Origin of the sequence: Chitinophaga parva, assembly GCF_003071345.1 — a bacterium.
Lineage (GTDB): Bacteria > Bacteroidota > Bacteroidia > Chitinophagales > Chitinophagaceae > Chitinophaga > Chitinophaga parva.
The window spans coordinates 2,108,754-2,134,573 of record NZ_QCYK01000001.1 but is presented as its reverse complement, the minus strand read 5'-3'; the positions used below and the strand labels follow the sequence as shown (position 1 = coordinate 2,134,573).

The following is a 25,820-nucleotide window of genomic DNA, read 5'->3' as shown; positions in this document are numbered from 1 at the left end:
GGCTAAATACAATCCACGTCCGGCACAATGAACACAGACCGGAAGCGCTTTTCCACCGTGAGCTGGACAAACAAGTCCTTCAGCCGCAGTTTAATGTCTGCCAGCACCCTGGCCTCCCGTGGTAATTTCAGCAACATTTCCTGCAGGTAATAATTGCGCACCCGCCCCACCAGCGGGGCGGCAGGGCCTACCAGATGCACGCCCATAGGCTGGATCCAGCCGGCCAGCAGCTGCGCGGCCTGCTCTACCACTTTCTGGTCTTTATGTTTCAGGGTAATGCGAAGTAAACGGAAATAAGGCGGGTAGCCGAAATGCTGGCGCTCGGCCAGTTCCGTATCGTACATGGCGCGGTAATCATGCGCTATCACATACTGCAAAATAGGATGCTGGGTGTTGCTGGCCTGGATAAGCACTTTGCCTTTCTCATGCTTGCGCCCCGCGCGCCCGCTCACCTGCTCCATCAACTGGAACGCGCGTTCATTCACCCGGAAATCAGGATAGCTCAGGAGACTGTCTGCACTCAATACCCCCACTAAGTTCACGTGCTCAAAATCCAGCCCTTTCACCACCATCTGCGTGCCCACCAGCAGGTCTATTTCCTGCTTTTCCAGTTGCTGGATCATTTTATTATGACTGTCCTTGTTGCGCACAGAGTCCATGTCCATGCGGGCTATGCGGGCATCGGGAAATACCCGGATCAGGTCATCTTCTATTTTTTCCGTACCAAAACTTTTGGGCACCAGGGTCTGGCTGCCACAGGCAGCGCAGGTATAAATATAGGGATACTGCGTGCCGCAATAGTGGCAATGCAACTTGTCCCGGTGCTTATGCCACGTTAGCGATACATCACATTGCTTGCAGTCCGGTATCCAGCCGCAGGTGGTGCAGAGTAAGAACGGTGCATAGCCACGGCGGTTCTGGAAGAGGATCACCTGTTTCTTTTCTTCCAAAGTCTTGCTGATGGCCGTTTTCAGCACAGCCGAAAAATTCCCGTCCACCGTTTTTTCCGCCATCTCTTTCTTCATATCCACGATCTCAATCTCCGGCATTTGCATGCCGCCAAAGCGCTCATTCAACGTCACCAGGCCAAACTTGCCCTGCTGCGCATTGAAATAAGACTCCAGGGAAGGCGTGGCAGAGCCCAGCACCACCTTGGCTTTGAACAGGCTGGCGTAATAGATGGCCGCATCGCGGGCATGATAGCGGGGCGCAGGGTCCTGTTGTTTGTAGGAGCTGTCATGCTCTTCATCCAGGATCACCAGGCCCAGGTCGCGGAAAGGAAGCAGCAGGCTGGAACGCGCGCCCACTACGAGTTGGATCTCGCCGGACTTCACCTTGTTCCAGATCTCTACCCTTTCGTTATTGCTGAATTTAGAATGGTAAATGCCGATCTTGCCCCCGAAGTGTTTTTGCAGGCGGCGGATGATCTGCGCGGTGAGTGCAATTTCAGGCAACAGGTATAGCACCTGGCGTGCCTGCTGCAGGTACCTTTCGATCATGCGTACATAGAGCTGGGTCTTACCGCTGGAAGTAACGCCATGCAGCAGTGTCACGGCCTTTTGCTCCGTTTGTTGCTGCAGCTCTTCCCAGGCCTTTTGCTGGGCAGGGCTTAGTTCCACGTCCAGCTGCATTTCCTGCCTGCCCATGGGCACACGGTCTACCGTGCGCTGCTCTACCCGCACCACACCTTTCTCCACCAGGCCTTTCAGCTGGGCGGCACTGGCGCCGGCTTTTTTGAGCAGTTCACTTTGCAGCACATTGCCCTGTGTTTTCAGCAGGTGCAAATAAGCCAGGAGCAATTCCATCTGCTTGGGCGCGCGGCCCATCTCGTTAAAGAGGGCAGACAGCGCTGCATCCCCGCTATACTGCTCCTGCAGCACCACGTAGTTTTCCTTCTTCTCTTTGTATACTTCGCGCAGCTCCTCGTAGATCAGGCACACCTTTTTTTCGATGAGCTTTTTGATCACGCTGTACACATCGCTCTTGTCCAAGATGAGCTGCACCTCGCCAATGCGCAGCTCCTTGCGGAGCTGAAGGGCTTCGGCAATCAAATATTCATCATCATTCAGGTCGGAGAAATCTTCTCCATAGGCTTCATTGAGCAGCAGCACAGATTCACTGGAAAGTTTCAGGTGTGCGGGCAGGGCGGCATTGAGCACCTCTCCTTCCGTGCACATGTAATACTCCGCCAGCCAGGCCCAGAAGGCTAACTGTGTGGGATATACGACAGGATCTTTATCCAGCAGGTCCAGTACAGGTTTGGTCTTGTACTCGGGCGCCTGTGCATGCACAGCGCGGATAATGCCGGCATACTTCTTTTGCTTGCCCAGCTGTACCGCCACGCGGCTGCCGGGTTGCAACTGCCCTTCCATCCTGGGTGGAATGCTGTAAGTATAGATCCTGGGTAGTGCTAGTGGTAATATGACATCTGCAAACATCAAGCCTGTACGGGGATTTCCGGGTAAGTGCGGTACTGGCGCAGGGCCGCTTCCATTACATCATAGACCTGCTGCTTCAGGGTGTTCTGGTCTGCTATCGTGAGGCCTTTCACGGAAATGGCCGGCAGGTATACAATGCGCACCCGGCCAGGGTTCAGGGCCAGCAGGCCTTTCCCTTCGGGGAAACGGTCTATGTTGTCCAGGAAAAGAATGGGTTTAATATCGGTTTGTGTTTCAATGGCAATTTTGAACGCCCCATTGTGAAAAGGCATCAGCGGCTGCCCGGTAGTATTGGTACTGCCTTCCGGGAAAATGAGGATAGACACACCCTGCTTCAGGGTATCTATCATCTTGCGCACGCTCAGCACACGGTCGCGCGCGGAAGAACGGTCCACCGTTACCACGGCGTGTTTATAAATGAACCCGAACAGGGGGATCTTCTGCATTTCAATTTTACCCAGCGGGCGGAAAGGTAATCTTACCTGGCCTACGGCCAATGCGGCATCCAGGTAGGAAGTATGGTTTACCGCGTACATCATCGAAGACTTATCGCTATGGTCGCCCACGTAGGTTTTCTTCACAAACATACCCACCAGCGGGAACCACGTGCGGGACCAGAACCACAGGAAATAATAGATCACATTGCCACCGGTAATGCGCCCCAGGAAAGAGGCCAGCACGATAAAGGGCAGGATCAGCAACATGATTCCAATAAACCAGCAGCTGGCCCAGATCACATACAGCACACGGATAACTTTCGATAAAAAACGCATCATCAGGATTAAGTTGAAACCTGCTCCGGCAGGCCCTTGGAATATTTGTTAGCCCGGATGTCTTTCAAAAAGGGCGATCCGGGGCTGAAAATTACGACAAAATTGCGAGTTCCCTCTTCTCTCCCCGTCAGTCACACGCACAGCTCCACTCCGCATCCAGGTCTATGCACGTCACCACCTTGGTATCACGGTCACAGGGTGCAAACACGATGCGCAGGTGCTGCCCTTCGTGTGTGTGGCCTTCCAGTGCAAACGAAGGACAAGGTTTATCATTCGGGTCAGATTTCTTGGGATTCACTTCCCCGTATTCCAGGATCTCCTCCACTTCTTCTTCGGTAATGTGGCGGCAGCCCATGCGGCAGCGGGCATGCCGGGTATACACCAGGTGGGCGTGGCGGTCCAGCCCGTCCGCGCTGGCGGGATTAATGCGCTTTTTGAAGTCGGAATCCTGCCCCGGATGCGTGGTTTGCTGGCAGGCGGCAATGAAAAACAGGCTGGCAATAAAGAATAAAACAGTAGGTAACTGCTTAGCGCTGAGCGCGTAGTGCTTCATATGGTCAGGTTTGAAAGGCAACAAATGTAGAAATTTATTATTTGTAATAAATATGATGAAATTGTCATTTTTAACCAGTGCCTTTTCATTGCCGCTGGGAGCGGGCAAAATCCGTAACTTTGCGCCCTTATGACAACGGCCAAAACAGTAGCATTTCATACCCTGGGTTGTAAGCTCAACTTTTCCGAAACCTCTACCATCAGCAGGTTACTGGAAAATGACGGCTTCATCAAAACGGACTTTGAGTCCGCCGCAGACGTGTATGTTATCAATACCTGCTCCGTGACCGACAACGCGGACAAAGAATGCCGCCACCTGGTACGCCGCATCCAGCGCCGCGCGCCGGAAAGTATGGTGGTGATCACCGGCTGCTACGCGCAGCTGAAACCGGAGGAAATTGCCAGCATTGAAGGCGTAGACCTGGTGCTGGGCGCCGCGGAAAAATTCAACATTGTACAACACCTGAAAGAGCTGACCAAAGGTGACAGCGCCAGGATCTGCTCCTGTGATATCGAAGACGTAAACACCTTCCACTCCTCCTACTCCGTAGCCGACCGTACCCGCACCTTCCTGAAAGTGCAGGATGGTTGCGATTATACCTGTGCTTTCTGCACCATTCCCATGGCCCGCGGCAAAAGCCGCAGCAACAGCGTGGAGAACGTGGTAGCGCAAGCCCAAGAACTGGCCGCCAATGGCGTGCGCGAGATCGTGCTCACCGGTGTGAACCTGGGCGATTTCGGGAAAGGCTTTGAAGGCGGCAAAAAACGCGAAGAAACTTTCTTTGAGCTCATCCAGGCACTGGATGCACTGGAAGGCATAGACCGTTACCGCATTTCTTCCATTGAACCTAACCTGCTCAGCGATGAGATCATTGACTTTGTGAGCACCAGCCGTAAATTCATGCCCCACTTCCACATTCCTTTGCAAAGTGGCAGCAATGATATCCTGGGCCTCATGCGCCGCCGGTACCGCCGCGAGCTGTACGCGGAAAAAGTAAAACGCATTAAAGAAAAAATGCCGCATTGCGCCATCGGGGTGGATGTGATCGTGGGCTTCCCCGCAGAAACAGATGCACACTTCCAGGAAACCTACGATTTCCTGCACGGCCTGGATGTAAGCTACCTGCACGTATTCACCTACTCAGAACGCGCTAACACCACTGCATTGGACATACAACCCGTAGTGCCCGTGCACGTACGCAATGAGCGCAATAAAATGTTGCGCAACCTGAGTCATAAAAAACAGCAATTCTTCAACGAGCAGCATGTAGGGCAGAAACGCCCCGTGCTGTTTGAGATCTTTAACCGCGATGGTTACATGGATGGCTATACGGATAACTACATTAAGGTGACCACTAACTTCCGGGAAGACTGGAAGAATGAAATCGTGGAGTGGGAACTGCGATAGGATCATGTGGGGTCAAGTTGAAAACCTGGGGGATTGACTCACGCATATAGTTTGGCTAATCTAAAAAGGAAAAACTCCACGTCCCGAACGCCCCTCAACGCATTCCTAAAAGATTTCACCTTCGCATTGAATGACTCTGCGGCAGCATTAGTGGCCCTGTTATTGAAAAAGTTTAATATGCCTGGATAATGAGTTTGCACAGTCCTGGCAAGGGTTTTAAAGGATGACAGCTCCGACGATTCCACATCATTGTACCATAAAGCCAAGCGCTTAAAAGCCTGTTCCTTGCTCGTACATTTCCTGTATACGTCCCCCAGCCCGATTGATAACCGATAAGCCTTCTGTATTACCGGATACCGTGTAAAGAGCAATTCAGCGCGCAGTTGCTGCTCCCTGCTCCATAAGCGAGGGTGTTTAAACAATAAATACCGACTTCGGGCCAATAGTTGCTTAACGGTATCCCCATTGGGCAGGATTTCCGGTTGATAAGCCTGCTTAAGCGTTTTTGCCTGTTCGTATGCTGTATTTTCTGCTTCCAACGCTTCCCATCTATATTGTATCCGTGTTTCCTGAACGGCGTCAAAAGCCAGTTGTTGTACATGAAACCGGTCAATTACCCGGTCTGCATTAGGGAAGCAGCGCTTTATTGCCAGATTCAAACTGGCAGACATATCGATGGTAACTTCGGTGACCTTGGCGCGCAGACGCCTGGGGATTTTCTTTAAGATCTCAATTAAGTAGTCGGCCTGTGTTCCCCTTATCATGGCTACTATGGAGCCTTTGCGACCTTTTGCCGCTTTGTTGGTCACGATAGTATATAACTCGCCGCTGGAAAAGGCGGTTTCGTCTATACTTAAATAAGGGCTGATGTTTTTTTCAAACAACATCCATTGGGCAGCATGTTCTTTCTGCCCCCATTGCTGGTAGTCACTGAGGTAATTTTTGTATTGCTGCTGCAATTGTTTGCCATCAACCTGAAAGAAATGGCCTAGTTGCACGGGATTAATGGGATGATTATCCAAATATTCCTTTTAAAAAAAGCCCGAACTCCGTAGTCATCCGCGCACCTGCTCTAACAAGGGTCCAGTTTCTGGTAATAATCTGGCCACTGCCTACTACCTCCCAACGCCGCCGCTTGATACATAGCGCCACCTTTTGACCGCGGATAGGAAAATCCTGCACTTGTATTTCGGGTAGAAAACCTTTAGAGTGTAACGTCTGATCCCTATATTCTTCCGGGACTATATTTTTCTCTTCCAGGAATATGTTAATTCCCTTAGAATCCTTTGTGGTATTGGTTAATTCAAAATATTCCAACAGCCCTGCGGGCAACAGCAATTCAATTAACTGGCGGTAAGTCTCTTCCAAAATCTTCGTTTATGTCACAAAACAACATCTTTCCGACTAATCCCCCAAGATTTCGACTTGATCCATCATGTGCCGGGGCGGGGCACAGACACGGAAGGATACGGTTGCTTCCCTACCGCTATGAGCCGGGTGAAGAAAACAATAAAGCCCCGGCATTTCTACCGAGGCTTCTGTGGGAGTTGACGGGGTCGAACCGCCGACCCTCTGCTTGTAAGGCAGATGCTCTGAACCAACTGAGCTAAACTCCCTTTCCTGAAAGTCGTTTCACTTGTCCCGCTTTGCAGCGTAAAGTGTGTGTTGTGGGAGTTGACGGGGTCGAACCGCCGACCCTCTGCTTGTAAGGCAGATGCTCTGAACCAACTGAGCTAAACTCCCCTCTTTTTCATTGACCACCGGCGCTTTTCGTTCGATGGGATTGCAAAGGTAGAAAGTATTTTTATTCTGCCAAATATTTTTTCAAATTTTGAAAAGCTTTTACCTCAAACCCGCCAGCCCCAAGGCTTGCAGCTTACCAGGAACTTTAAAGAACTTGCAAAACGGGCGATGAAGATAGTAATTTTTAGCATACAAAATCAGGCCTTAGCCTTGCGTTTAAAGATCCTGCGCAACGCACGTCCCAGGCGGCTCAGATTGGCCAGTTGTTCCTGGATGGGCTCCAGCGTCAGGTCTTCCGGCCGCAGGCCCGGTTCGTTATAGTCCAGCGCGGCCTGCTCGGGGTACAGCAGGATCATATTGTTGTTCTTGAAATAGCGCGCCAGGCGGCCGGGTAAGTTCTCCAGGTATTTGCTGTAGGACAAGGTGCCTTTGCGCGCGGTAACCATTACCAGCAGGTCATCATCGGCTATCTCCTTGCCCAGCACCAGCAGGTCCTCTGCTTCATCAAAAGAGCGGTAAGCCAATTGCACACTGTTTCGCGTTTGGCGCAGCCACTCTTCTACACGTAGCTTCGTTTCCGCTGTGCAGGCAATCACCATCCTGGCGCCGGCCTGCTTGCTCAGCATCACCATCTTCTGCATGTAATGCGCAAAGCCCGCTTCATAACAGGCATTGTGCGGCAGCACCAGCACCAGTCTTTGCATCACATTTAACGGCTGGTGGAAGGCGCATACATACACGGTTTCCCACACTTCATGCAAAATATTATCCAGCGTGGTACCAAAAATGGTCCCGAAGAAACGCTCCGTAGTAGAAGAACGTTCCGTCCACCCCAGCACCACATCTGTAATCAGCAGTTCTTTGGTGGCGCGGGCAATGCCGTCGGCCACGTTGAGGTCTACCCGTGTTACCACCTGCACCGCGCTTTCCGTGGCTGCAGCATGTACCACCGCCTTTTCCATCATGCGGCTGGTATGCAGGATCTGGTCTTTAGCCTTGTTATCATCCTGCACTACTGCCAGCGGGTACAAGGGCGTAGCTGCCGCAGGATCTTTGATCATCACGGCAAAGTCCAGCAGTGATTCTATACGTTGCGGATTAGATACCGGCACCAGGATGCGTTCAGGTTCCTCTCTTTTCACACTGGGCTCGTTTGCCGCTGCCACGGCCAGTTTGCGGCCGGCACTACCCGTTACAAAAGAAGCCACCAGGCAGGTAATGAGGATCAATATCACGGTACCATTGAGCACATTCCTGTCAATGATGCCCATGTTAAAACCGATCAATATCACGGCAATGGTTGCCGCGGCATGTGCGCTGCTGAGGCCATACATCAGGTTGCGTTGCGCGCGCGTGTAGCCAAATACCAGTTGGGTAAAGAAAGCTGCCAGCCACTTGCTCACCAGTGCCAGCGTTGTCAGCACGCCTGCAATGATCAGCGCTTCCGGGCCTTCCAGCAGCACACGCAGGTCTACCAGCATCCCCACACTGATGAGGAAGAACGGAATGAAAAGGGCGTTGCCCACAAATTCAATACGGTTCATCAGTGGCGAGGTATGCGGGATCAGTGTGTTGAGGGCCAGGCCCGCCAGGAAGGCACCAATGATGCCCTCCACCCCTGCCAGTTCCGCCAGGAATGCCGCCAGGAACACAAGGCCCAGCACAAAAATGAAATGGGAGGTTTTATCGTCCTTGATCTTTTTAAAGAACCAGCGCCCCAGCAATGGAAAGGCCCACAGGATGGTCACGGAAAACACCACCATGGAAATACCCAGCTTTATCCAGAACGCAGTATTGAGATTGCCTGCCTGGGCGCCGGTGATCACCGCCAGGATGAGGAGCACGGCGGTATCAGTAATGATGGTGCCGCCCACCGCCACGGTTACCGCTTCATTTTTGGTAATACCCAGGCTACTGGCCAGCGGGTAAGCCACCAGCGTGTGCGTGGCAAACATGCTGGACACCAGTGCCGTGGCAATGAAGTTGAAATGCAGCACATAGGTACATACAAAGTACCCTAGGATAAGCGGTATAAAAAAAGTGAAGCTGCCAAAGACGAGGCTACGGTGGCGGTTTTTGCGGAACTCTCCCATATCCAGCTCCAGTCCCGCCAGGAACATAATATAAAGCAGGCCGGCCTTGCCAAACAAGTCGATGCTGCCGCGTTCTATGATCTTAAACCCATGATCGCCTATGAGCATGCCCGCCAGGATAAGCCCTACAATACTGGGTATGCGGAACTTGCGGAGGATGATAGGCGCCAGTAAAATAATGAACAACACCAGTGAATAAATAGGAATAGGATCTGTAAGCGGCAGGTGCGTGTTCAGTGTGAGTAAAGTGCCAGTCAAAACGATCATTGCCAGTTAGGTTGTTAAATTGTTAAGTGGTCTGCGTGTTAAATGCCTTGGTTCCCAGGTATTGTGCGGGCGGCAGTGTAATGTTAAGCAGTATGCCCCCCCGGCCAATCTAAACAATTTAATCATTTAACGTCACCCTTTATCCCATAATCTGACAATTTAACAATACTGCGGGCAAACAATCTACTATAAACAATGCCCAATATGGCTTAATTTTGTGGTCAAACACGTAAGTAGAAAATGGGACAGCAACCGGAAAAAGCGTTTAGCCCCCAGGAGTGGGAAGATACAATGGTAGCGGAAGAGATACAGCTTCCCTTTCAGCTCATTGTGTGGAATGATCATGTGAACACCTTTGACTGGGTAATCCAATCCCTTATTGAAGTGTGCGGCCATTCCTTTGAACAGGCCGAGCAGTGCGCCCTCATTATCCATCACAACGGTAAATACGCGGTGAAGGAGGGTAACTTCAACCAGCTGCGCCCCCTCTGCGAGGCCCTGCTGGACCGCGGCATCAACGCCACCCTGGAAGAAACCGTGGGTAGCTGACCCGCCTTGTAAAATGCTTAATTTCAATTCCAAACCACGCAATCATCCGGCGGTTTGGAATTTCTTTTTTAGATAGTGCTGTGACAGCCAGCTTTTGCCTGCTATGATCTACCGCCTTCCCAAACAATTTGTATTTCCTCCCCTGCACGAGGCCGATGAAGACGGCCTCCTGGCCGTAGGCGGCGATCTGCAGCCCGGCCGCATCCTGGCCGCTTACCAGCAGGGCATTTTCCCCTGGTATTCAGAAGAGCCCATCCTGTGGTGGAGCCCCGACCCCCGTTTTGTGCTATTTCCCGGTGAGCTGAAAGTATCCGCCAGCATGAAGCAGGTGCTGAAGAAGCAGCTGTTCCGCATTTCCGTGGACGAGGCCTTTGAAGCCGTGATCACCGGCTGCAGTGGCGCACCCCGCCCCGGGCAGGACGGCACCTGGCTGAACCCTGACATGCAGCAGGCTTACACCGAGTTGCACCGGCTGGGCTATGCCCACTCAGTGGAATGCTGGCAGGACGGCGAGCTGGTAGGCGGTCTGTACGGGCTGCAACTAGGCCGCACTTTTTTCGGGGAGTCCATGTTCTCCCGGGTGAGCAATGCCTCCAAAGCCGCTTTCATCACCTTTGTGCAGCACAGCGCCGCCGCGGGATTGCAAATGGTGGACTGCCAGGTGTATTCAGAACACCTGGAATCATTGGGCGCGCGCTTTATCCCGCGCGATGAATTTGTAAAAAGGATTCAGGAAAATCAGGGCTAGAAGCCGCCCATAGGTTGCCACAGCTCTATTTTGTTTCCTTCGGGATCCAGGATCCATCCAAACTTGCCATAATCGTAGGTTTCCACTTCTCCCACCATCTGCACCCCTTCCTCCTGCAATTGTTTCAGGAGCCCATCGAGGTCTTCCACGATATAATTGAACATGCAATGCTTATCGCTGGGCGAAAAATAATCCGAATCCGCCGGGAACGGGCTCCAGACCGTATGCCTGGATTTACCGCTTTCCAGCTCTTTCCAGCTGAAGGTGGCGCCCCACTCTGTGATGGGCAGTCCAAGGTGTTTGCCATACCATGCTTTCATTTTATCGGGATCTTGGCTCTTAAAAAAAATCCCGCCTATACCGGTAACGCGTTTCATGGGCAGATGTGTTTGATAGTAAGAATTGAACCGATAATCTGGTGTACTTCCAGGGCTGATTAACTAATATACGTAAAATTATGGGTTGGCGCCCGGGCACAGGTACCGCAAAGCAAAAAGGCGGCGCTTTGCAGCACCGCCCTTCCATATCGTGAGACCTTCCGGCTTTATTTCTTTTTCTTTGGCTCCGCCTTCTTCACGTACACACCGTCAAAAAAACATTTCACCCCCCGGTATGCGCCGCACCCACCTTCTTCCTTGATGCTCAGTGAACCGGCAGAGAAATGGAACACAATGCCGCAGGAAGAAGATTTATCCCTGTACTCACCCTTGTTAGTGCCCGTGAAAGTGCCGGTACCATTGAGTTCCCCGGTACAGTTGCCCTTGTCTTTGGAGAAGCTGATGAAGAACAGGAACGTCTTCGGATCATGCCCGTCGCGGATGGAGATGATGCCCGTGTTGCCGGCGGTATAGTCGCCGGAGAGCTTGTTCCTGCGGGGCAGGGTATCTATGGGGTTGAAAGCCTTTTCCGGCGCCACGGGGCCACTGCTGTTGGTCATTACCAGGTTCAGCTGGCCATTGCTGCCAATGCCGTATACCTCTTCCTTGGTGGTGGTCTGGCTGTTCACCAGGTCTTCCGTTACCACGCGGAGGGTGCCGCGGCTGTCAATGCTGAAATACTGCGTTTGCTGCTCACCGGTGGTTACGCGGCCCACAGGAGCGCTGTTGAGGAATTTCCCTTTCTTATCCGCCAGGCACAGGTAAGCGCGGCTGGTATTGCCGCCGGTCACCTTCAGCACCAGGCACTGTACCAGGTTATCCTTGTTACCACTGTTGAATGCGTACAGCGGGTAGTAACGGCGTTTTACCCCCGGGGCAAATGCATGCAGCGCTATGCTGTCGCTCAGGAACTGCTTTACCACAGCGGGCTTCAGCGCCAGGCTGTCGGCAATTTTCAGGGCCAGGGTGTCTGCCGGCAGCTTAAAGGGCAGGCTGGTGGGGGTAAACAGGCTCTTGAACTCATCGAAAGTCTGGGGATCGCCGTTCAGCGCTTTGTTTTGCTTGGAATGACAGGCGCTCAGGCATACGCCCAGGGCAAGGATGGCTACGAGGATTTGTTTCATGCAGTGTTTAAATTCGGCCGAAAAGTTAGATATAAATTTGATATGATTATAGTAAACCGGCAATGGTACCTACAAAATTCCGGCCATGCAGGCGCCTGCCCGCGGCAATCAAACGCATTTTTCCGGGGAAACACGCCTGGCGGGCTTTGCAGGTCCACCAAAAATTGTTAGATTTACCTAAATTAATATTTAGTACATCCAAATAATGTCCGAACATCAGCATACCGCCTCGCTCAGTGATGTGCACCAGAGCGTTGATACCACCGCCAAGCCAAAATGGAGTAAGATCTTAGCCTTTTTCGGTCCCGCTTACCTGGTGAGCGTAGGTTATATGGACCCCGGCAACTGGGCCACAGACCTGGCCGGGGGTAGCCAGTACGGCTACACCCTCATCTGGGTACTGCTCATGAGCAATATCATGGCCCTCCTCCTGCAAAGCCATGCTGCCCGCCTGGGCGTGGTGCGGGGCCGCGACCTGGCCCAGGCCAACCGCGATACGTATCCCAAAGCGGTCAACTTTATCCTCTATGCATTTGCAGAAATCGCCATCGCCGCCACAGACCTGGCAGAAGTGCTGGGCATGGCCATCGGCCTGCAACTGCTTACCGGCCTTCCCCTCATCTGGGGCGTATCCCTCACTACGCTGGACACCTTGCTGCTGCTCATTTTACAACGCTTTGGCATGCGCCGCATGGAGGCCTTTATCGTAGCCCTGGTAGCCGTGATCGGGGTTTCGTTCCTCTGGCAGCTGGTGCTGGCCAAGCCGCGCTTTGGCGAGGTGCTCACCGGCTTTGTGCCCCGCCTGCCCGATACCAATGCCCTTTACCTGGCCATTGGCATCATTGGCGCCACCGTAATGCCGCACAACCTGTACCTGCACAGTGCCCTGGTACAAACCCGCAAAATAAAACGCAGTGAAGAAGGCATCCGCCAGTCACTGAAAATGAACCTGTGGGACAGCGCCATTGCCCTCAACCTGGCCTTCCTGGTCAATGCGGCCATCCTCATCCTGGCGGCCACCGTGTTCTTCAAAAGCGGGCATCATGAAATAGCGGCTATCCAGGATGCGTATAAACTGCTCTCGCCCAAACTGGGCAGCCTGGCGCCCATCCTGTTTGCCGTGGCCCTCATTGCCGCGGGCCAAAGCTCCACGGTAACGGGCACCCTCGCCGGCCAGATCGTGATGGAAGGTTACCTGCATTTGCGCATCAATCCCTGGCTGCGCCGCATGCTTACCCGCCTGCTGGCCATAGCTCCCGCCCTGCTCACTATCTGGCTGTTTGGCGAAAAGGAGATCAACAACCTGCTGGTGTTCAGCCAGGTGTTGCTGAGCTTCCAGCTGGGTTTTGCGGTGATCCCCCTCATTCATTTTGTGAGTGATAAGCAAACGATGGGTAAATTTGCCATAAGCCCCCTCACCCGCTTCATCAGTTGGGCCGTGGCCACCATCCTGGTGTACCTCAACCTGCGCATGGTGGGCGACGCTGCGGTAGCATATGTACGGCAAACTGGCCATACCATGACAGATATCCTCATCATCATCGCGTCCGTCCTGTTCATTGTGCTGCTGGCGGTAACCATTGCCTACCCGCTGCTGCAGCGCCGGCGGGCCCGCCAGGCTACCAACATCCACCCCGAGCAGCAGCCCTGGGGCGAACTGCAGGTCCCCGATTACCATTGCATTGGCATTGCCCTGGACTTCAGCCGCCATGATGAAAAAGTAATGGCCAGCGCCCTTCGTAACGGTAACGGGCACACGCAGTATGTGCTGATCCATGTAGTGGAAAGCGCCCCCGCCGGCTGGCTGGGCCGCGAGTCAGATGACTTTGAGACCCGTAAGGACCGGGAACAACTGGAAAGTTATGCCGCCGTGCTCACCCGCCGCGGCCTCCAGGCCAAAGCCATACTGGGTTACCGCCACCGCGCCAAAGAGATCACCCGCATTGTTACCGAAGAAAAAATAGACTTCCTCGTCATGGGCGGCCATGGCCACCGGGGGCTGAAAGACTGGATCTTTGGAGAAACAGCCAACCAGGTAAGGCACTCGGTGAAGATCCCGGTGCTGGTAGTGCAGTAAGGGGGTTGAAGCATGGTGAGCCATTAACTTATTTACAGTCCCAACGCCCCCTTGAGCTTCGGGTACCCCGTTTTGCTCACCGGTATCCTTGCACCGGACTTCAGGATCGCCAGGTGGTTTTCCTTTTCGTAAGGATCAATGCGCGTTACCTGGTTCACGTTCAGGATATAAGAGCGGTGCACGCGGGAGAACTGCGCAGGGTCCAGCAATTGTTCAAAGAAGGACATGGTTTTATTCTTCAGGAAGCTACCTTCTTCTGTAACGATCTTTACATAATCATCCGCGGCTTCCAGGTAGTGGACATCCTGTACCGGGATGATCTTGATCTTGCCATTGATCTTTACCACGATGCGGTTATGCTGCATGGGCAATTGACCTACCGCCTCCACCACCTGTTCTGTAGCGGCTTTGCGGGCGGTATCTGATTTATCCAGCCACTTTTGCAGGGCTTTATCAAAACGCTCTTTGGAAAAGGGTTTTAAGAGATAGTCCACCGCGTTCACTTCAAACGCCCGGATGGCGTGTTCTTCAAAGGCGGTGGTGAAGATCACGGAAGGCAGTTGTTCTACCAGTTCCAGCATTTCAAAACCATTGATCTTGGGCATTTGCACGTCCAGGAACACCAGGTCCGGCTGGTGCTGCTGGATGGCCTTCAGTCCTTCAAAGCCATCACCACATTCCTGCAGTACGGTGATCTGTGCGTATCCCGCCAGGTATTCCTGTACTACAGCGCGGGCCAGTGGTTCGTCGTCAATGATGATCGCTTTTATCATAAGGTTGTGGTACTTTAATGAGGGTCTTAAAAATATTACCGCTGGCGGAAGTTTCCAACAGGTCCTGGCGGGCAAAGAGCAGGTACAGCCTGCGGCGGATGGAGCTAAGGCCAAAGCCCGTGCCCCGGTGGGGCTGCTGTTGCAGGGAAGCATCAAAAGGATTGGTCACTTCCACGTATAGCATGCCCTGGTCCCGCCAGCCTTTTATGCTGATGGTGATATCATCCAGTGTATCATAGAGGCCATACTTGATGGCGTTTTCCACCACGGGTTGCAGCAGCATGGGCGGTATCATGCTTTTGCAGGCTATTTCATCACAACTTACGTCCGTGGAGAGGCGGTGCCCAAAGCGCACCTTTTCAATATCCAGGTACAGCTCCAGGTATTGCAGCTCATCCGGGAGGGCTACCCATTGCTGGTCTTCGCGCTTCAGGGAGCCCCGGAAAAAATCGGACAATTTCAATACCATCTGCCTGGCTTCCTGCGGGCGGATGGCAATGAGCGCATTGATGGAATTGAGACTGTTAAACAAAAAGTGCGGCTGCAATTGCTGGCGCAGTTTAAAGAGCTCCGCTTCGCGGGAAAGGTCTTCCAGGGCCTTGCGCCGGGCCTCCTGTTCGCGCTGCGCCTGCAGGTCGTACCAGAGCAGGCTGCGGTTGCCCGCGTTGGTGATCACCAGCCAGCCTATCACCATGCGGATGGGCAGGCTGTAATTGAGCCACGTCAGGTAGTTTTTTTCTTCCGGGAAGAACTTCTTCATGGCCAGTGCAAAGGCGTAGCAGTACAGTAACGCCAGCACCGCGGCCACAAATTTTACATACAGGAATTTCTCTTTCTGGGGGCGGTAATATTTCAGGTTGTACCGGATGGCCAGCGTAGCACAGGATATCCAGGCAACGAACACACTTTCCCATACTGCGATGAAGGCTGGCATTTCAAACCACTTCCAGATAATGAAGTAGTCAATGCTCATGATCACCAGCAGACTGGCAATGAATGAAAGGCTGATGGGCTTTTCGGCGAGTGGGCGCAAGGCGGACGTTTTGTGTTTAAGAATGAGCGAAAGCTAATACAGTACTGGCTTCCAGCTGGGATGATTTCATCTGCAACCAGGCCAGGTAAGTATCCGGGTTGCCCGGTTCTTCTATCCGGGAGTACAGCTCCATGCCGTCTTTCAATTCACTCAGCGGGTATACTTCAGGTACATTGACGAATTGCCATTTTACCAGCTCCTGTTTCTGGTTTTTGAAAGCATACTGGCCCTGCTCACCCAGCTCACCGGCCTTTTCCCAGGCGTCGCCTATGTTGGCGGCGCTCACCAGGCGCAGTTGCTCGTCGAACTGGGGGGCATGTGTGCCGGGCCCACAGATGATCTGGTACACGACTTTTGCTACAAACCAATTCATACAGTCTTTATTTTGATTGTTGGTGAAAAGCCGCATCCAAAGCACATGGCGGTGGGCGATGGACGCGGGCCCTGATGGATATAATCTGATTAATAACTTTTCACTTCCAGGCCTCCAAATACGCAACTACCGCGGATCACCAGCACTTTATTCGGATCAGGAGAGAGCAGGGAGGCGGGACGGGAATCTTCAGAACCGCCAAACATGGTGGTCTCTTCCAGGCGCACAGTCCAGTTGCCCGGCACAATGATCTCTGTGCCACCGCAGAAGGTATTCACATGCAATACGGCTGTCCCGTTGATATCTGCCTGCATCAGGTTCACCTCCAGGCCTCCAAACATGGCGGTGAGGTTACCCCCCTGGAAATTCTTGGACAGCACCGTCTTCTGGGTGCCGCTGAATACGGCGGAAGCATAGATAAAATCATCGTCTGTGGTGCTCTGCTGCTTGGCAAAAGCATGTGCAGGGCCCATACCCATGTTAGGCAGCGGCGGAGGAGGCGGCATCTTGCTGTTGTAATAAGCCTGTTCCCAGGTGTTCCGGGCCTCGCGCTTTACCCGGCGCTTCCAGTCGTCCCGCGCGCAGTCGTAGCGGTCGGGCCAGAAGGTATGGCGCAGGTAAATGAACAATCCCACGAGGATGAGCATAATGGGCCAGATCAGTTCCTGGCGGATGTTAAAGAAGTGGGGATCAGCTTCACGCACCAGGAATACACTGCCCACTACGATAAGGGCAATCCAGTTTCCCCCGCGGAAATCATTGCGGATGGCGATGACGATACCGATGAGGATGAGGAGGCTGGGCCACTGGAATAACCATTCGGGCAGGCCCAGGTCCAGCTTGTCCAGCAGGAAGAAAGTGCCCACGGCAATGAGCATCAGGCCCGCAAAGTTGCGGTTCCTGCCCCGGGGAGCGGGTGTGGGTGTGGGAGCGGATGCTGGTATATCTTGCTTTTCCATTTTTCTGTTCTTTGAATTTGATGTAACAAAACTACAGCACTCAGCTCCCCGGAGAAAGCCCATTTAGGCAAAAAAATGCAGGGTCCCGGTGAACGGCGGAAAAAGGGCGGTGAAAATCCTGGGGTGGAAATTGTTACCAGGAAATCCCTTCCCGCAGGGCCTGCTCCATCAGGGGTACGATGGCCTTTGCCCATGCTTCATACGCCTTCCCTGACGGGTGCAGCCCGTCTTCCGCCACCAAATCCGCATCCAGGGCAGCGCTCCGGGTGCCAGGGGTAATGTCCGCATACTGCGCGCCCAATTCAGCGGCGATGCGTTGATTGGCCGCATTGTAAGCATCTATTTCCCGGGCTATCTTTTGCCCGTCCCGGTCCCTGGCAAAGGGGGTTACGCCCCAGTCGGGGATAGAGAGTACGATCACGTGGCTGGCGTGGCCGCCGGCAAAGTGGATGGCCTGGATCAGCAGCCTGCGGAATTCCGGTGCATAATCCTCCACGGAACGGCCGCGGTACTGGTTGTTGACACCAATGAGCAGGGTCACCAGGTCATACGTGTCCGTAACCCGGGCCTCGCGGATGGCGCCGGCCAGTTCATCGGTGGTCCAGCCGGTGCGGGCTATGATGCGGGGCGGGTCCATGGGGATGCCCGCTGCGCGCAGCAGGGACGCGGCTTGTACGGGAAAGCGCTGGTCTTCGGGCACCATTTCACCAATGGTGTAGCTGTCGCCCAGGGCGAGGTAAGTGTGGTGGATAGGTAATGTAAGTGACATGTACAGTGGAAATATAATACCTGTACAAAATAATAGTAATCTGCCCATTATACTCAATATGCTTTGTTAATAATGATAAGCAGGCCAATTATCTGAAAACGGAGTGCTGAAAAGGCCTACCTTTGCGCTCGATTAATCTATTTACGTAACGCATAAAGTAAAATGTTTATGCCGGCAGCAAAAATCTCCATCAGCAACGGTCAATTACAGGTACCTTCTCATCCCATCATCCCCTTTATCATCGGCGACGGCATTGGCCCGGACATCTGGAACGCCAGTGTGCGCGTGTTTGACGCCGCGGTGAAGAAAGCGTATGGCGATGAAAGGAAGATAGAATGGAAAGAAGTATTAGCAGGAGAAAAAGCATTCCAGCAAACAGGCGAATGGCTGCCCGCAGCCACCCTGGCGGATCTGAAAGAATACCTGGTGTCGATCAAGGGGCCTTTGACCACGCCGGTGGGTGGCGGTATCCGCTCGCTCAACGTGGCCATGCGCCAGGAGCTGGACCTGTACGCCTGCGTACGCCCGGTGCGCTGGTTCGATAAAGTGCCTTCTCCCGTGAAGCACCCAGAACGTGTGAACATGGTGATCTTCCGCGAGAACACCGAAGATATTTATGCCGGTATTGAATATATGGAAGGCACGCCTGAGCAGCAAAAACTGCTGGCTTTCCTGCAGAACGAAATGGGTGTGAAGAAGATCCGCTTCCCGCAAACTTCTTCCCTCGGCATCAAGCCCGTGTCTGTAGAAGGTACAGAGCGCCTGGTGCGCGCCGCCATCAAGCACGCCATTGAACACAAGCTGCCCACCGTGACCATCGTGCACAAAGGCAACATCATGAAATTCACGGAAGGTGGTTTCAAGAACTGGGGCTATGCACTGGCGCAACGCGAGTTTGGCGACCAGGTATACACCTGGGAACAATGGGAAAAAACCAAGGCCGCCCAGGGCGAAGAAGCTGCCAAAAAAGAAATGGCAGTGGCCAAGGCCCACGGCATGATCATTATCAACGACGTGATTGCCGATAACTTCCTCCAGCAGATCCTGCTGGCACCCCAGGAATTTTCCGTTGTAGCTACCCTGAACCTGAACGGTGACTACATCTCCGATGCACTGGCTGCCGCTGTAGGCGGTATTGGTATTGCCCCCGGCGGTAACATCAACTACATTACCGGCCACGCAGTGTTTGAAGCCACTCACGGTACGGCGCCCCGCTTTGCCAATACAGACACCATGAACCCTTCCTCCGTGATCCTGAGCGGTGTAATGATGCTGGAATACATGGGCTGGAAAGAAGCGGCAAACATTATCACCAAAGGCCTGGGCACTGCCATCGCGCGCAAGCGCGTTACCATCGACTTCTACAACCTGATGGACGACGCCACCCTGGTAAAATGCTCTGAATTTGCCGACGAGATCATTAAGCATCTCTAACCGGTACCGTATAATTTTAAAGGTCCCGGGGTGTATATCGCCCCGGGATTTTTTTTGCCACACCTGCCCGTGACAAACTTCCTGCATCCTTAGGGTATCCATCTAAGGATCCCTTAACCTAAGCTTAATGTATCCCCGCCTTGGCACGAAGGGCAGCACCCGGCGGGAACCACCGATACCGTTATCGTAAATTGTTATTTGGAAATTCTACCCGGAACCCTATATTTGAATTTTGGAAACGAAGACGTTGTGAAAACATTTGGCGCGTCCACGCGCAGAAACCTAAAATAAAAACACACAAATGGCTGCAAAAATTAAAGTTGCCAACCCCGTCGTAGAGCTGGACGGAGACGAGATGACGCGCATCATCTGGAAATTTATCAAGGACAAACTGATCACGCCATACCTGGACCTGGACATCAAATATTATGACCTGGGCATTGAGCACCGTGACCAGACCAATGACCAGGTGACCATTGATGCGGCCAATGCCATCCGCCAGTACGGCGTAGGTATCAAATGCGCCACCATCACACCGGACGAAGAGCGTGTAAAAGAATTTAACCTGAAACAGATGTGGAAGTCGCCCAATGGTACGATCCGCAACATCCTGGATGGTACTGTGTTCCGTGAGCCCATCGTGACCAGCAACGTACCCCGCCTGGTGCCCAACTGGACAGCACCCATCTGCATTGGCCGCCACGCTTTTGGTGACCAATACCGCGCCACCGACTTTGTAACCAAAGGCAAAGGCAAGCTCACCATCAAGTTTGAAGGAGAGAACGGCGAAGTGATAGAACACGAAGTGTACAACTTCAAAGGTGATGGCGTAGCCCTCGCCATGTACAACACCGATGAATCTATTAAAGGCTTTGCCCACGCGTGTTTCAACCAGGCCCTCCTGAAAAAATGGCCGCTGTACCTGAGCACCAAGAACACCATCCTCAAAAAATATGATGGCCGTTTCAAAGATATCTTCGAAGAAATTTACCAGAACGAATTCAAGGCTGCTTTCAAAGAAGCCGGCATCACTTATGAGCACCGTCTCATTGATGACATGGTGGCCAGCGCCCTGAAATGGCACGGTAACTTTGTATGGGCCTGTAAGAACTACGATGGCGACGTACAGTCTGACACCGTAGCACAGGGCTTTGGCTCCCTGGGCCTCATGACCTCTACCCTGATAACCCCGGATGGCACCGTGATGGAAGCAGAAGCAGCCCACGGCACCGTAACCCGCCACTACCGCGACCACCAGGCTGGCAAGCCCACATCCACCAACCCCATCGCGTCTATCTTTGCCTGGACCCGTGGCCTGGAGTTCCGCGGCCGCCTGGACAACAACCAGGAGCTGATCAACTTCTGCCATGCCCTGGAGCAGGTGTGCATTGAAACCGTGGAAAGCGGTAAGATGACCAAAGACCTGGCCATTTGTATCCATGGCAACAAGGTGGAACATGGTAAAGACTTCCTGTACACCGAAGAGTTCCTCCAGGAACTGGATAACGCCCTGCAGGCAAAACTGAAAAAGTAAGCGAAACCCGCTGCATGATAAGATCCCGGCCAGTGTGCCGGGATTTTTTTTGGCTCAATTTCAAGGCCTTATAACACCGGCCACAGGCCCCATCCCTATTGGCTTTACCATTTTTGGCATATTTCATCTTTTCCGTAATTTTTTCCCTCCAAGTGATGCCAATAACACTTATATTTATAGTAGCAGCCGTGCCTACAAACGGCCTTACCCCAAAAACAACGATCAGGACTAGGACAGTATATTAAATAGAAAGAAATGGAAGGCCCGCACAGCCTGAAAAAATCAATGCATTTTACCCCGCTCCGGTCTTATTGCCCGGAGTCAAAACAACGTTATGACCACCAGGGAAGCAATTCTTAAGGACAAAGCCTACTGGCTTGCACAATTCCAGTCGCAGGTTCACCAACTCCTTGAGCATTACCGCATAGAAAACCAGCTCACCAAAACACAGCTGGCGGCCAAACTCGGCGTATCCAAGGGTTACATCACCCAGATCCTCAACGGCGAGTTTGACCACAAAGTGAGCAAACTGGTAGAACTGGCACTGGCCTTCGACAAAGTGCCCTTCTTTGAATACACAGACCCGGACACTTACCTGGAAAGGATGGGCGATGCCTTCCCGGACAAGAACGTAGTGTACCAGCTGCACCCCTCCGAACCCCAAGACCTCCCGGCAGCCGCTGATGAAGGCGCCCTTTTCAACGCAGACAGGAAGAAGAAGAAAAAGGAAGACGATTAATATCCACTCCGCATAAAAAAAGCCTTGCCGCTTCACAGTGGCAAGGCTTTTTTGGCTGTATGCGTTATACGCTACTGGCGTTCCAGCCAGCGGCGGGCAATGCGGTCTTCCCCGTAAATATCTTCATTGAAAAGCAGCTTGCCTTCGGGGCTGGCTTCCGCCGTGAAATAGCGGAAGTATACCGGGACGCGGTTGCGCACATCCACCTGCTTGCGCTCCTGCCTGGCCAGCCATACCTTAATGCTGTCTTTCAGGTAAGGGCGCGCGCTGTCACTACTCACCAGGTAATTGGCCAGGCTATCCCACTGCTGCACGCGCACACAACCATGGCTCAGGGCGCGGAAGGCTGCGCGGAACAGGCCGCGGCTATTGGTATCGTGCATGTACACGCTGTACTTGTTAAAGAAGTTGAACTTCATTACCCCCAGTGAATTGTCTGTACCGTCCATCTGGCGCAGGGTGTAGGGGAAATAGTGCTGGCCCATCTTGTTCCAGTCTATCGTAGTGGGATCTACTTCCTCCCCGTCTTTGTCTATCACCTGCAGGTTCTTCTGGGCCAGGTAATTGATGTTGCGGCGGATGGCCGGGATCATCTCCTTCACTGTAATGCTGAATGGCACCCGCCAGTAAGGGTACAGCTGGAAGTTAGTCAGGGAGGAGGTGAGCAAGGGAGAGCGGGTCCTGGGTGCACCCACGATCACGCGGGAGCTGAGGATCACCTGGCCGTCTTCCACCACGTGCAGCCAGAAGCCGGGCAGGTTTACAAAAATATAGCGGTTAGGCAGCGTATCCGGCAGCTTGCGCCAGCGGTCCAGGTTCACGGCTGCCTGCTCCATCCAGTCTGCATAGGAGCGGTTCAGGGCCTGCACGGTCTTTTTGCCGGCTTTACCATCCACGTACATATTAAATTCCTGCTGGAACTTCTTGATGCCCGCCGCCAGTTGCACGGTGTCCTGGTCTGTGCTCAGGGTGTCCATCTGGCCGGTCTGGATAAGGCGGCGGCGCAGCTGGCTGCGGAAGGCCACCGTGTCCGTTACATTTACCGGCAGGGTATCCCAGGTGAGGGAGCTATATTTTTCCTTGAAGCCTTTTACCGCAGCCTTCAGGTTCTGATAGGCTTCACTGGTGGGCTGTACTTCGGTGAGCACCACGCCTATACTGTGGTTCTTCAGCGCCTGGTCCAGCAACTGCACCAGGGAGGTGTCTGTGTACATAGAATCCGGGCGCAGGGTGATGCTGTCACGCGGCGTCACGCCAAAATGCAGGCCGGAGGCCATTTTCATAAAGGCATCCGTCATCATCACGTCTACCCGGCCCCAGAGGGCGGCATCACGGCGGGCGGAGTCGCTGTTATTTTTAAGGCGGTCTACGGCCTCGCTAAGGGCCTTAAAGTGCAGGCGCGCGGGCAGCAGGCCTACTTCGTCCGCATTGGCTATCCAGTTGTACATCGTGTCAAACACGGGCAGCACGCGGCCGTCGGCGCTCCATTGCGCCTCATTGCTATGTTCCTGGTAAAATGCCTCCAGGGCGGATACACGGAAGGCCTTAATACTGTCTTCCATCTGGCCTTTGTTATCGGCCAGGTAGTCCAGGCGGTCTTTGATGTTGGCCGGTACCACCGTTTCCAGTTCCACTACATTCCTGACAATCTCTTTCTTTTTGGGGGCGGGAGCAGTATGGCAGGCGCCTGCAAAGAGCACCAGGCATAACAAGCTGTAAGTAACACTATATTTCATGCTGTAAAATTCTCAATGGTGCGCGGAGATAATGAGGGATAACCTTTGCACATGCATGTACCGCTTTTTTAAATACACCAGTAACACTGTGTTGTGGCCGCGGGACAGCTGCTGGCTTCCCGGGAGCGCATTCGATCAATTTAAAAATTATTTGCAGCAGTTCTTTTTTACAAATAATGATTGTACAAACTTCAGCACGGATACGATCACTTTCATCTTCATTCGTTTTAAAGGACCTCGACTGCTAATATACTACTTTGGGGAAAATCCGGATGTTATGAAAAGGCCAATTTTCCCACATCCGGTTATGCACAGGGGTTTCCCGCGGGCCGTTAATTTACGAACGCCCAGCGCAACCCTATGCGCAGCACGAAGTTAGGGTCAGCGTACATGGGCGCAGTATAGTTGTTCTTGGCAAAAAAAGTGTTGAGATTTTCTCCACGGATATAGGCCCAGAAGGACCTGATCCGGAAGTTTACAAAAGCGGCCACCTCCGGGCTGTTCAGGTTGATCTTCGTCGTTTCCTGTGGTACAAAAAGGCCGTACAGGTTAGAGTAAGTATCTGCATAATACGGGGAGAAGTACTTTGCCTCAATACCCGTTACCAGGTTCAGGTTCAGGTACAGGGTCTTCTCAAACGTAAGCCGCTGGCGGGTCCACGCGGCCGGCACGTGGAAAGGCGTATTGCCCTGGAACTGCTGGAAGGCATAATCCATGTACCAGTTAAACCGCTTCGCGATCACGATCTGCTTGTTGAAGGTAACCTGCAGCAGGTTGAAAAGCGGGGCCTGGGCCGGGTGGTAAAAGTCTTTCAGGTAAGTGTAATTATTAAAGATATAATAATTCACCTGCAGGTTATACATCAGTTTAGGATTGTCCGCAATGAAAGACAGCTGCGAATAGTTTTGCTTTGTAAGCCCGTAGTTATACCACGTCTGGCGCGTGCTCTGGAAGAAGCGGTAGGCATAGCCCGGCTCAGTGTTCACGTTGCGGAACAGCAGCTGCACATTGCCCAGCGTGCGGCTCAGGTACCGGCTCAGGCTCCCGGTAATGGAGTAATCGCCCGTGTTCACACCAGCCGTGTAGAAGTCGCCCTTTGCCTGGAAATCCCACTTCTGGTTGCGGGTAAGATTGCGGTACTCCCCGTGCAGCATCAGGTTGGTGAACTTCATCTCAATGTCAGGAAAACTACCTTTTATCGTTTCAAAGGTGGCCCCCAGTTTTATGAACTGTGACTGGCTGCCCCGCAGGGGAAACTGCATCACACTCAGGTCGTTTGACAGGGTGCTCCATTTATGCATGGCATCCAGCTTGGTGCCGGTGTACACCGGTGCAAAGTCGTAATGCTCGCTGTAGTATGCCACCGCGGAATCCGGCTGGTTATCCACGTACTCAAACTGGCTGCTGCTGTAACTAAAGGTGTGCTGTATGCGGAACAGCGGGTCAAACTTGTAGTAGTCCGTACTGTCGTTAATATGGATGGTATCGCCCTTGCCCCAGTCGTACCCGTGGGAAAACAGGATGCTGTTTTCTTTGTAGGCCGATTTCACGTTCATGGTGCTGCTGCCAAAGAGGGTGTTCTGCTGGCTGGAGGGGCCGCCCACATTCACCGGGATGGTAAGGCGGTCTTTGAAGCGGGAGTTGGTGAGGAAGGTATCGCTTTTAATACCGCCATTCTCCCCGCTGTTGATCTTATTACTGTACCAGCTTACCTCCGTGTGATAGCGCTTGTTCTGGCTGAGCGTGCGCACGGTGGCGCGGATCATGTTATGGTTAGTAGACTGGTTCTGGTAATACCCGGGTGAGTTGATCTTGCGGTATTCAAAAGAAAAGTTGATACGCTCCCCCCGGTCCTGCGTGTGCAGGGCATCTATGATCTGTTCCTGTTTGGAGCCCACGAGGTACTGCAGTTCCGTGTAAGGGCGCGTGGTATGGTACAAACGCGCATTGTCATGGTTAAACTGGTAGATGTCGTAGCTGTGGAAGCCGGGATCAAAGCCATCTTTCATGCGGGGCGTGAAGATGAGGTTCTGCGCGGCGTTGCCGTTGTTGCCCAGGGTATGGTAAGAGGCGGGCATCTGCAGGTATTTTGAAAAATCGTTGGCGGAAGAGTCGATGGTATGCGGGGTGGGATCTCCCAGGAAATAATACCGGAGGGTAAGGGTATCCGGGGGCATGGAGTGCTGGGACGTGTCGGGCTTATTGGTGGCGCCTCCGCGGCCCATTCCACTAAACCGGCCCGTGTTGATCTGCGCCTTCAGGGAAAGCGCGGAGCATATCAGCAAACAGCCTATCAAACATATTTTCCTCATGCGGCGGAT

The 25,820-nt window shown here is 53.1% G+C and carries 22 protein-coding genes and 2 tRNA genes; 7 read left to right on the top strand and 17 right to left on the bottom strand.

Features of this window, described 5'->3' with window-relative positions:
* Nucleotides 1-2 precede the first annotated feature (2 nt).
* From priA to DCC81_RS08875, 3 genes are all read right to left on the bottom strand, one after another.
* On the bottom strand, nt 3-2,438 hold the full coding sequence (priA, locus tag DCC81_RS08885; protein WP_165806505.1) for a replication restart helicase PriA: 2,436 nt from the start codon (nt 2,436-2,438) through the stop codon (nt 3-5).
* Nucleotides 2,438-3,214 (bottom strand): lysophospholipid acyltransferase family protein, encoded by a 777-nt coding sequence (locus tag DCC81_RS08880; RefSeq protein WP_240612932.1) that lies wholly within the window; start codon nt 3,212-3,214, stop codon nt 2,438-2,440. The genes priA and DCC81_RS08880 overlap by 1 nt, the downstream gene beginning before the upstream one ends.
* Before the next feature lie 124 nt (nt 3,215-3,338).
* A complete protein-coding gene (locus tag DCC81_RS08875) occupies nt 3,339-3,764 on the bottom strand; it encodes a DUF4258 domain-containing protein (protein WP_165806504.1) in 426 nt (141 codons plus the stop codon).
* Between the two features lie 129 nt (nt 3,765-3,893).
* On the opposite strand from DCC81_RS08875, the gene mtaB reads away from it, so the two are divergent.
* Nucleotides 3,894-5,171: a tRNA (N(6)-L-threonylcarbamoyladenosine(37)-C(2))-methylthiotransferase MtaB gene (mtaB, locus tag DCC81_RS08870; RefSeq protein WP_108686180.1), complete on the top strand. Its 1,278-nt coding sequence runs from the start codon at nt 3,894-3,896 to the stop codon at nt 5,169-5,171.
* 38 nt (nt 5,172-5,209) lie between these two features.
* Here the strand turns inward: mtaB and DCC81_RS08865 are convergent, their stop codons facing one another.
* The 5 genes from DCC81_RS08865 to DCC81_RS08845 form a co-directional block, all read right to left on the bottom strand.
* Nucleotides 5,210-6,193 carry an ISAon1 family transposase gene (locus DCC81_RS08865; RefSeq protein WP_108686179.1) on the bottom strand — a complete coding sequence of 328 codons (984 nt, stop codon included), beginning with the start codon at nt 6,191-6,193 and terminating at the stop codon, nt 5,210-5,212.
* Nucleotides 6,186-6,539, bottom strand: a complete 354-nt coding sequence (locus DCC81_RS08860; RefSeq protein ID WP_240612931.1) for an ISAon1 family transposase N-terminal region protein — start codon at nt 6,537-6,539, stop codon at nt 6,186-6,188. Before DCC81_RS08860 ends, DCC81_RS08865 begins: the two co-directional genes overlap by 8 nt.
* 173 nt (nt 6,540-6,712) lie before the next feature.
* Nucleotides 6,713-6,787 (bottom strand) — tRNA-Val (locus DCC81_RS08855).
* 52 nt (nt 6,788-6,839) lie between these two features.
* A tRNA-Val gene (locus tag DCC81_RS08850) sits at nt 6,840-6,914 on the bottom strand.
* 197 nt (nt 6,915-7,111) lie between these two features.
* On the bottom strand, nt 7,112-9,274 hold the full coding sequence (locus DCC81_RS08845; protein ID WP_108686177.1) for a cation:proton antiporter: 2,163 nt from the start codon (nt 9,272-9,274) through the stop codon (nt 7,112-7,114).
* Nucleotides 9,275-9,514: 240 nt separating this feature from the next.
* Here DCC81_RS08845 and DCC81_RS08840 point away from each other — a divergent pair, with 240 nt between their 5' ends.
* Together DCC81_RS08840 and aat are read left to right on the top strand one after the other, a co-directional pair.
* A complete protein-coding gene (locus tag DCC81_RS08840; protein WP_108686176.1) occupies nt 9,515-9,823 on the top strand; it encodes an ATP-dependent Clp protease adaptor ClpS in 309 nt (102 codons plus the stop codon).
* 103 nt (nt 9,824-9,926) lie between these two features.
* Nucleotides 9,927-10,571: a leucyl/phenylalanyl-tRNA--protein transferase gene (gene aat, locus DCC81_RS08835; RefSeq protein WP_108686175.1), complete on the top strand. Its 645-nt coding sequence runs from the start codon at nt 9,927-9,929 to the stop codon at nt 10,569-10,571.
* Here aat and DCC81_RS08830 read toward each other — a convergent pair.
* Both DCC81_RS08830 and DCC81_RS08825 read right to left on the bottom strand, forming a co-directional pair.
* Nucleotides 10,568-10,948, bottom strand: a complete 381-nt coding sequence (locus tag DCC81_RS08830; RefSeq protein ID WP_108686174.1) for a VOC family protein — start codon at nt 10,946-10,948, stop codon at nt 10,568-10,570. The two genes, aat and DCC81_RS08830, sit on opposite strands and share 4 nt — an antisense overlap.
* Nucleotides 10,949-11,115: 167 nt before the next feature.
* Nucleotides 11,116-12,072, bottom strand: coding sequence for a hypothetical protein (locus DCC81_RS08825; RefSeq protein ID WP_133177615.1), 957 nt, complete (start codon nt 12,070-12,072; stop codon nt 11,116-11,118).
* A gap of 205 nt (nt 12,073-12,277) precedes the next feature.
* Here DCC81_RS08825 and DCC81_RS08820 point away from each other — a divergent pair, with 205 nt between their 5' ends.
* Nucleotides 12,278-14,149, top strand: coding sequence for an Nramp family divalent metal transporter (locus DCC81_RS08820; protein WP_108686172.1), 1,872 nt, complete (start codon nt 12,278-12,280; stop codon nt 14,147-14,149).
* A gap of 32 nt (nt 14,150-14,181) precedes the next feature.
* Here the strand turns inward: DCC81_RS08820 and DCC81_RS08815 are convergent, their stop codons facing one another.
* From DCC81_RS08815 to DCC81_RS08795, 5 genes are all read right to left on the bottom strand, one after another.
* Entirely contained in the window at nt 14,182-14,922 is a 741-nt protein-coding gene (locus tag DCC81_RS08815) for a LytR/AlgR family response regulator transcription factor (protein WP_108686171.1), read from the bottom strand.
* Entirely contained in the window at nt 14,900-15,955 is a 1,056-nt protein-coding gene (locus DCC81_RS08810) for a sensor histidine kinase (protein ID WP_108686170.1), read from the bottom strand. The genes DCC81_RS08815 and DCC81_RS08810 overlap by 23 nt, the downstream gene beginning before the upstream one ends.
* Before the next feature lie 16 nt (nt 15,956-15,971).
* Complete coding sequence (locus DCC81_RS08805; RefSeq protein WP_108686169.1) at nt 15,972-16,328, bottom strand: DUF4288 domain-containing protein; 357 nt, start codon at nt 16,326-16,328, stop codon at nt 15,972-15,974.
* 89 nt (nt 16,329-16,417) lie between these two features.
* Entirely contained in the window at nt 16,418-17,287 is an 870-nt protein-coding gene (locus DCC81_RS08800; protein WP_165806503.1) for a LiaF transmembrane domain-containing protein, read from the bottom strand.
* A 133-nt stretch (nt 17,288-17,420) separates the two neighbouring features.
* Nucleotides 17,421-18,056 (bottom strand): SGNH/GDSL hydrolase family protein, encoded by a 636-nt coding sequence (locus tag DCC81_RS08795; protein ID WP_108686167.1) that lies wholly within the window; start codon nt 18,054-18,056, stop codon nt 17,421-17,423.
* A 168-nt stretch (nt 18,057-18,224) separates the two neighbouring features.
* Between DCC81_RS08795 and icd the strand changes: the two genes are divergently transcribed.
* From icd to DCC81_RS08775, 3 genes are all read left to right on the top strand, one after another.
* A complete protein-coding gene (gene icd, locus DCC81_RS08790; protein WP_108686527.1) occupies nt 18,225-19,490 on the top strand; it encodes an NADP-dependent isocitrate dehydrogenase in 1,266 nt (421 codons plus the stop codon).
* Nucleotides 19,491-19,791: 301 nt separating this feature from the next.
* Complete coding sequence (locus DCC81_RS08785) at nt 19,792-21,024, top strand: NADP-dependent isocitrate dehydrogenase (protein ID WP_108686166.1); 1,233 nt, start codon at nt 19,792-19,794, stop codon at nt 21,022-21,024.
* 334 nt (nt 21,025-21,358) lie between these two features.
* Nucleotides 21,359-21,763 carry a helix-turn-helix domain-containing protein gene (locus tag DCC81_RS08775; protein WP_108686164.1) on the top strand — a complete coding sequence of 135 codons (405 nt, stop codon included), beginning with the start codon at nt 21,359-21,361 and terminating at the stop codon, nt 21,761-21,763.
* A 71-nt stretch (nt 21,764-21,834) separates the two neighbouring features.
* Here DCC81_RS08775 and DCC81_RS08770 read toward each other — a convergent pair whose 3' ends face one another.
* A complete protein-coding gene (locus DCC81_RS08770; protein WP_108686163.1) occupies nt 21,835-23,499 on the bottom strand; it encodes a L,D-transpeptidase family protein in 1,665 nt (554 codons plus the stop codon).
* A 332-nt stretch (nt 23,500-23,831) separates the two neighbouring features.
* A complete protein-coding gene (locus tag DCC81_RS08765; RefSeq protein ID WP_165806502.1) occupies nt 23,832-25,784 on the bottom strand; it encodes a putative porin in 1,953 nt (650 codons plus the stop codon).
* Nucleotides 25,785-25,820: the final 36 nt, after the last annotated feature.

What these genes read in the sequence shown, in the direction of transcription:
- priA (WP_165806505.1), bottom strand. Translation starts at nt 2,438, where the DNA reads ATGTTTGCAGATGTCATATTACCACTAGCACTACCCAGGATCTATACT.
- DCC81_RS08880 (WP_240612932.1), bottom strand. Translation starts at nt 3,214, where the DNA reads ATGATGCGTTTTTTATCGAAAGTTATCCGTGTGCTGTATGTGATCTGG.
- DCC81_RS08875 (WP_165806504.1), bottom strand. Translation starts at nt 3,764, where the DNA reads ATGAAGCACTACGCGCTCAGCGCTAAGCAGTTACCTACTGTTTTATTC.
- mtaB (WP_108686180.1), top strand. Translation starts at nt 3,894, where the DNA reads ATGACAACGGCCAAAACAGTAGCATTTCATACCCTGGGTTGTAAGCTC.
- DCC81_RS08845 (WP_108686177.1), bottom strand. Translation starts at nt 9,274, where the DNA reads ATGATCGTTTTGACTGGCACTTTACTCACACTGAACACGCACCTGCCG.
- DCC81_RS08840 (WP_108686176.1), top strand. Translation starts at nt 9,515, where the DNA reads ATGGGACAGCAACCGGAAAAAGCGTTTAGCCCCCAGGAGTGGGAAGAT.
- aat (WP_108686175.1), top strand. Translation starts at nt 9,927, where the DNA reads ATGATCTACCGCCTTCCCAAACAATTTGTATTTCCTCCCCTGCACGAG.
- DCC81_RS08830 (WP_108686174.1), bottom strand. Translation starts at nt 10,948, where the DNA reads ATGAAACGCGTTACCGGTATAGGCGGGATTTTTTTTAAGAGCCAAGAT.
- DCC81_RS08825 (WP_133177615.1), bottom strand. Translation starts at nt 12,072, where the DNA reads ATGAAACAAATCCTCGTAGCCATCCTTGCCCTGGGCGTATGCCTGAGC.
- DCC81_RS08820 (WP_108686172.1), top strand. Translation starts at nt 12,278, where the DNA reads ATGTCCGAACATCAGCATACCGCCTCGCTCAGTGATGTGCACCAGAGC.
- DCC81_RS08815 (WP_108686171.1), bottom strand. Translation starts at nt 14,922, where the DNA reads ATGATAAAAGCGATCATCATTGACGACGAACCACTGGCCCGCGCTGTA.
- DCC81_RS08805 (WP_108686169.1), bottom strand. Translation starts at nt 16,328, where the DNA reads ATGAATTGGTTTGTAGCAAAAGTCGTGTACCAGATCATCTGTGGGCCC.
- DCC81_RS08800 (WP_165806503.1), bottom strand. Translation starts at nt 17,287, where the DNA reads ATGGAAAAGCAAGATATACCAGCATCCGCTCCCACACCCACACCCGCT.
- DCC81_RS08795 (WP_108686167.1), bottom strand. Translation starts at nt 18,056, where the DNA reads ATGTCACTTACATTACCTATCCACCACACTTACCTCGCCCTGGGCGAC.
- icd (WP_108686527.1), top strand. Translation starts at nt 18,225, where the DNA reads ATGCCGGCAGCAAAAATCTCCATCAGCAACGGTCAATTACAGGTACCT.
- DCC81_RS08785 (WP_108686166.1), top strand. Translation starts at nt 19,792, where the DNA reads ATGGCTGCAAAAATTAAAGTTGCCAACCCCGTCGTAGAGCTGGACGGA.
- DCC81_RS08775 (WP_108686164.1), top strand. Translation starts at nt 21,359, where the DNA reads ATGACCACCAGGGAAGCAATTCTTAAGGACAAAGCCTACTGGCTTGCA.
- DCC81_RS08770 (WP_108686163.1), bottom strand. Translation starts at nt 23,499, where the DNA reads ATGAAATATAGTGTTACTTACAGCTTGTTATGCCTGGTGCTCTTTGCA.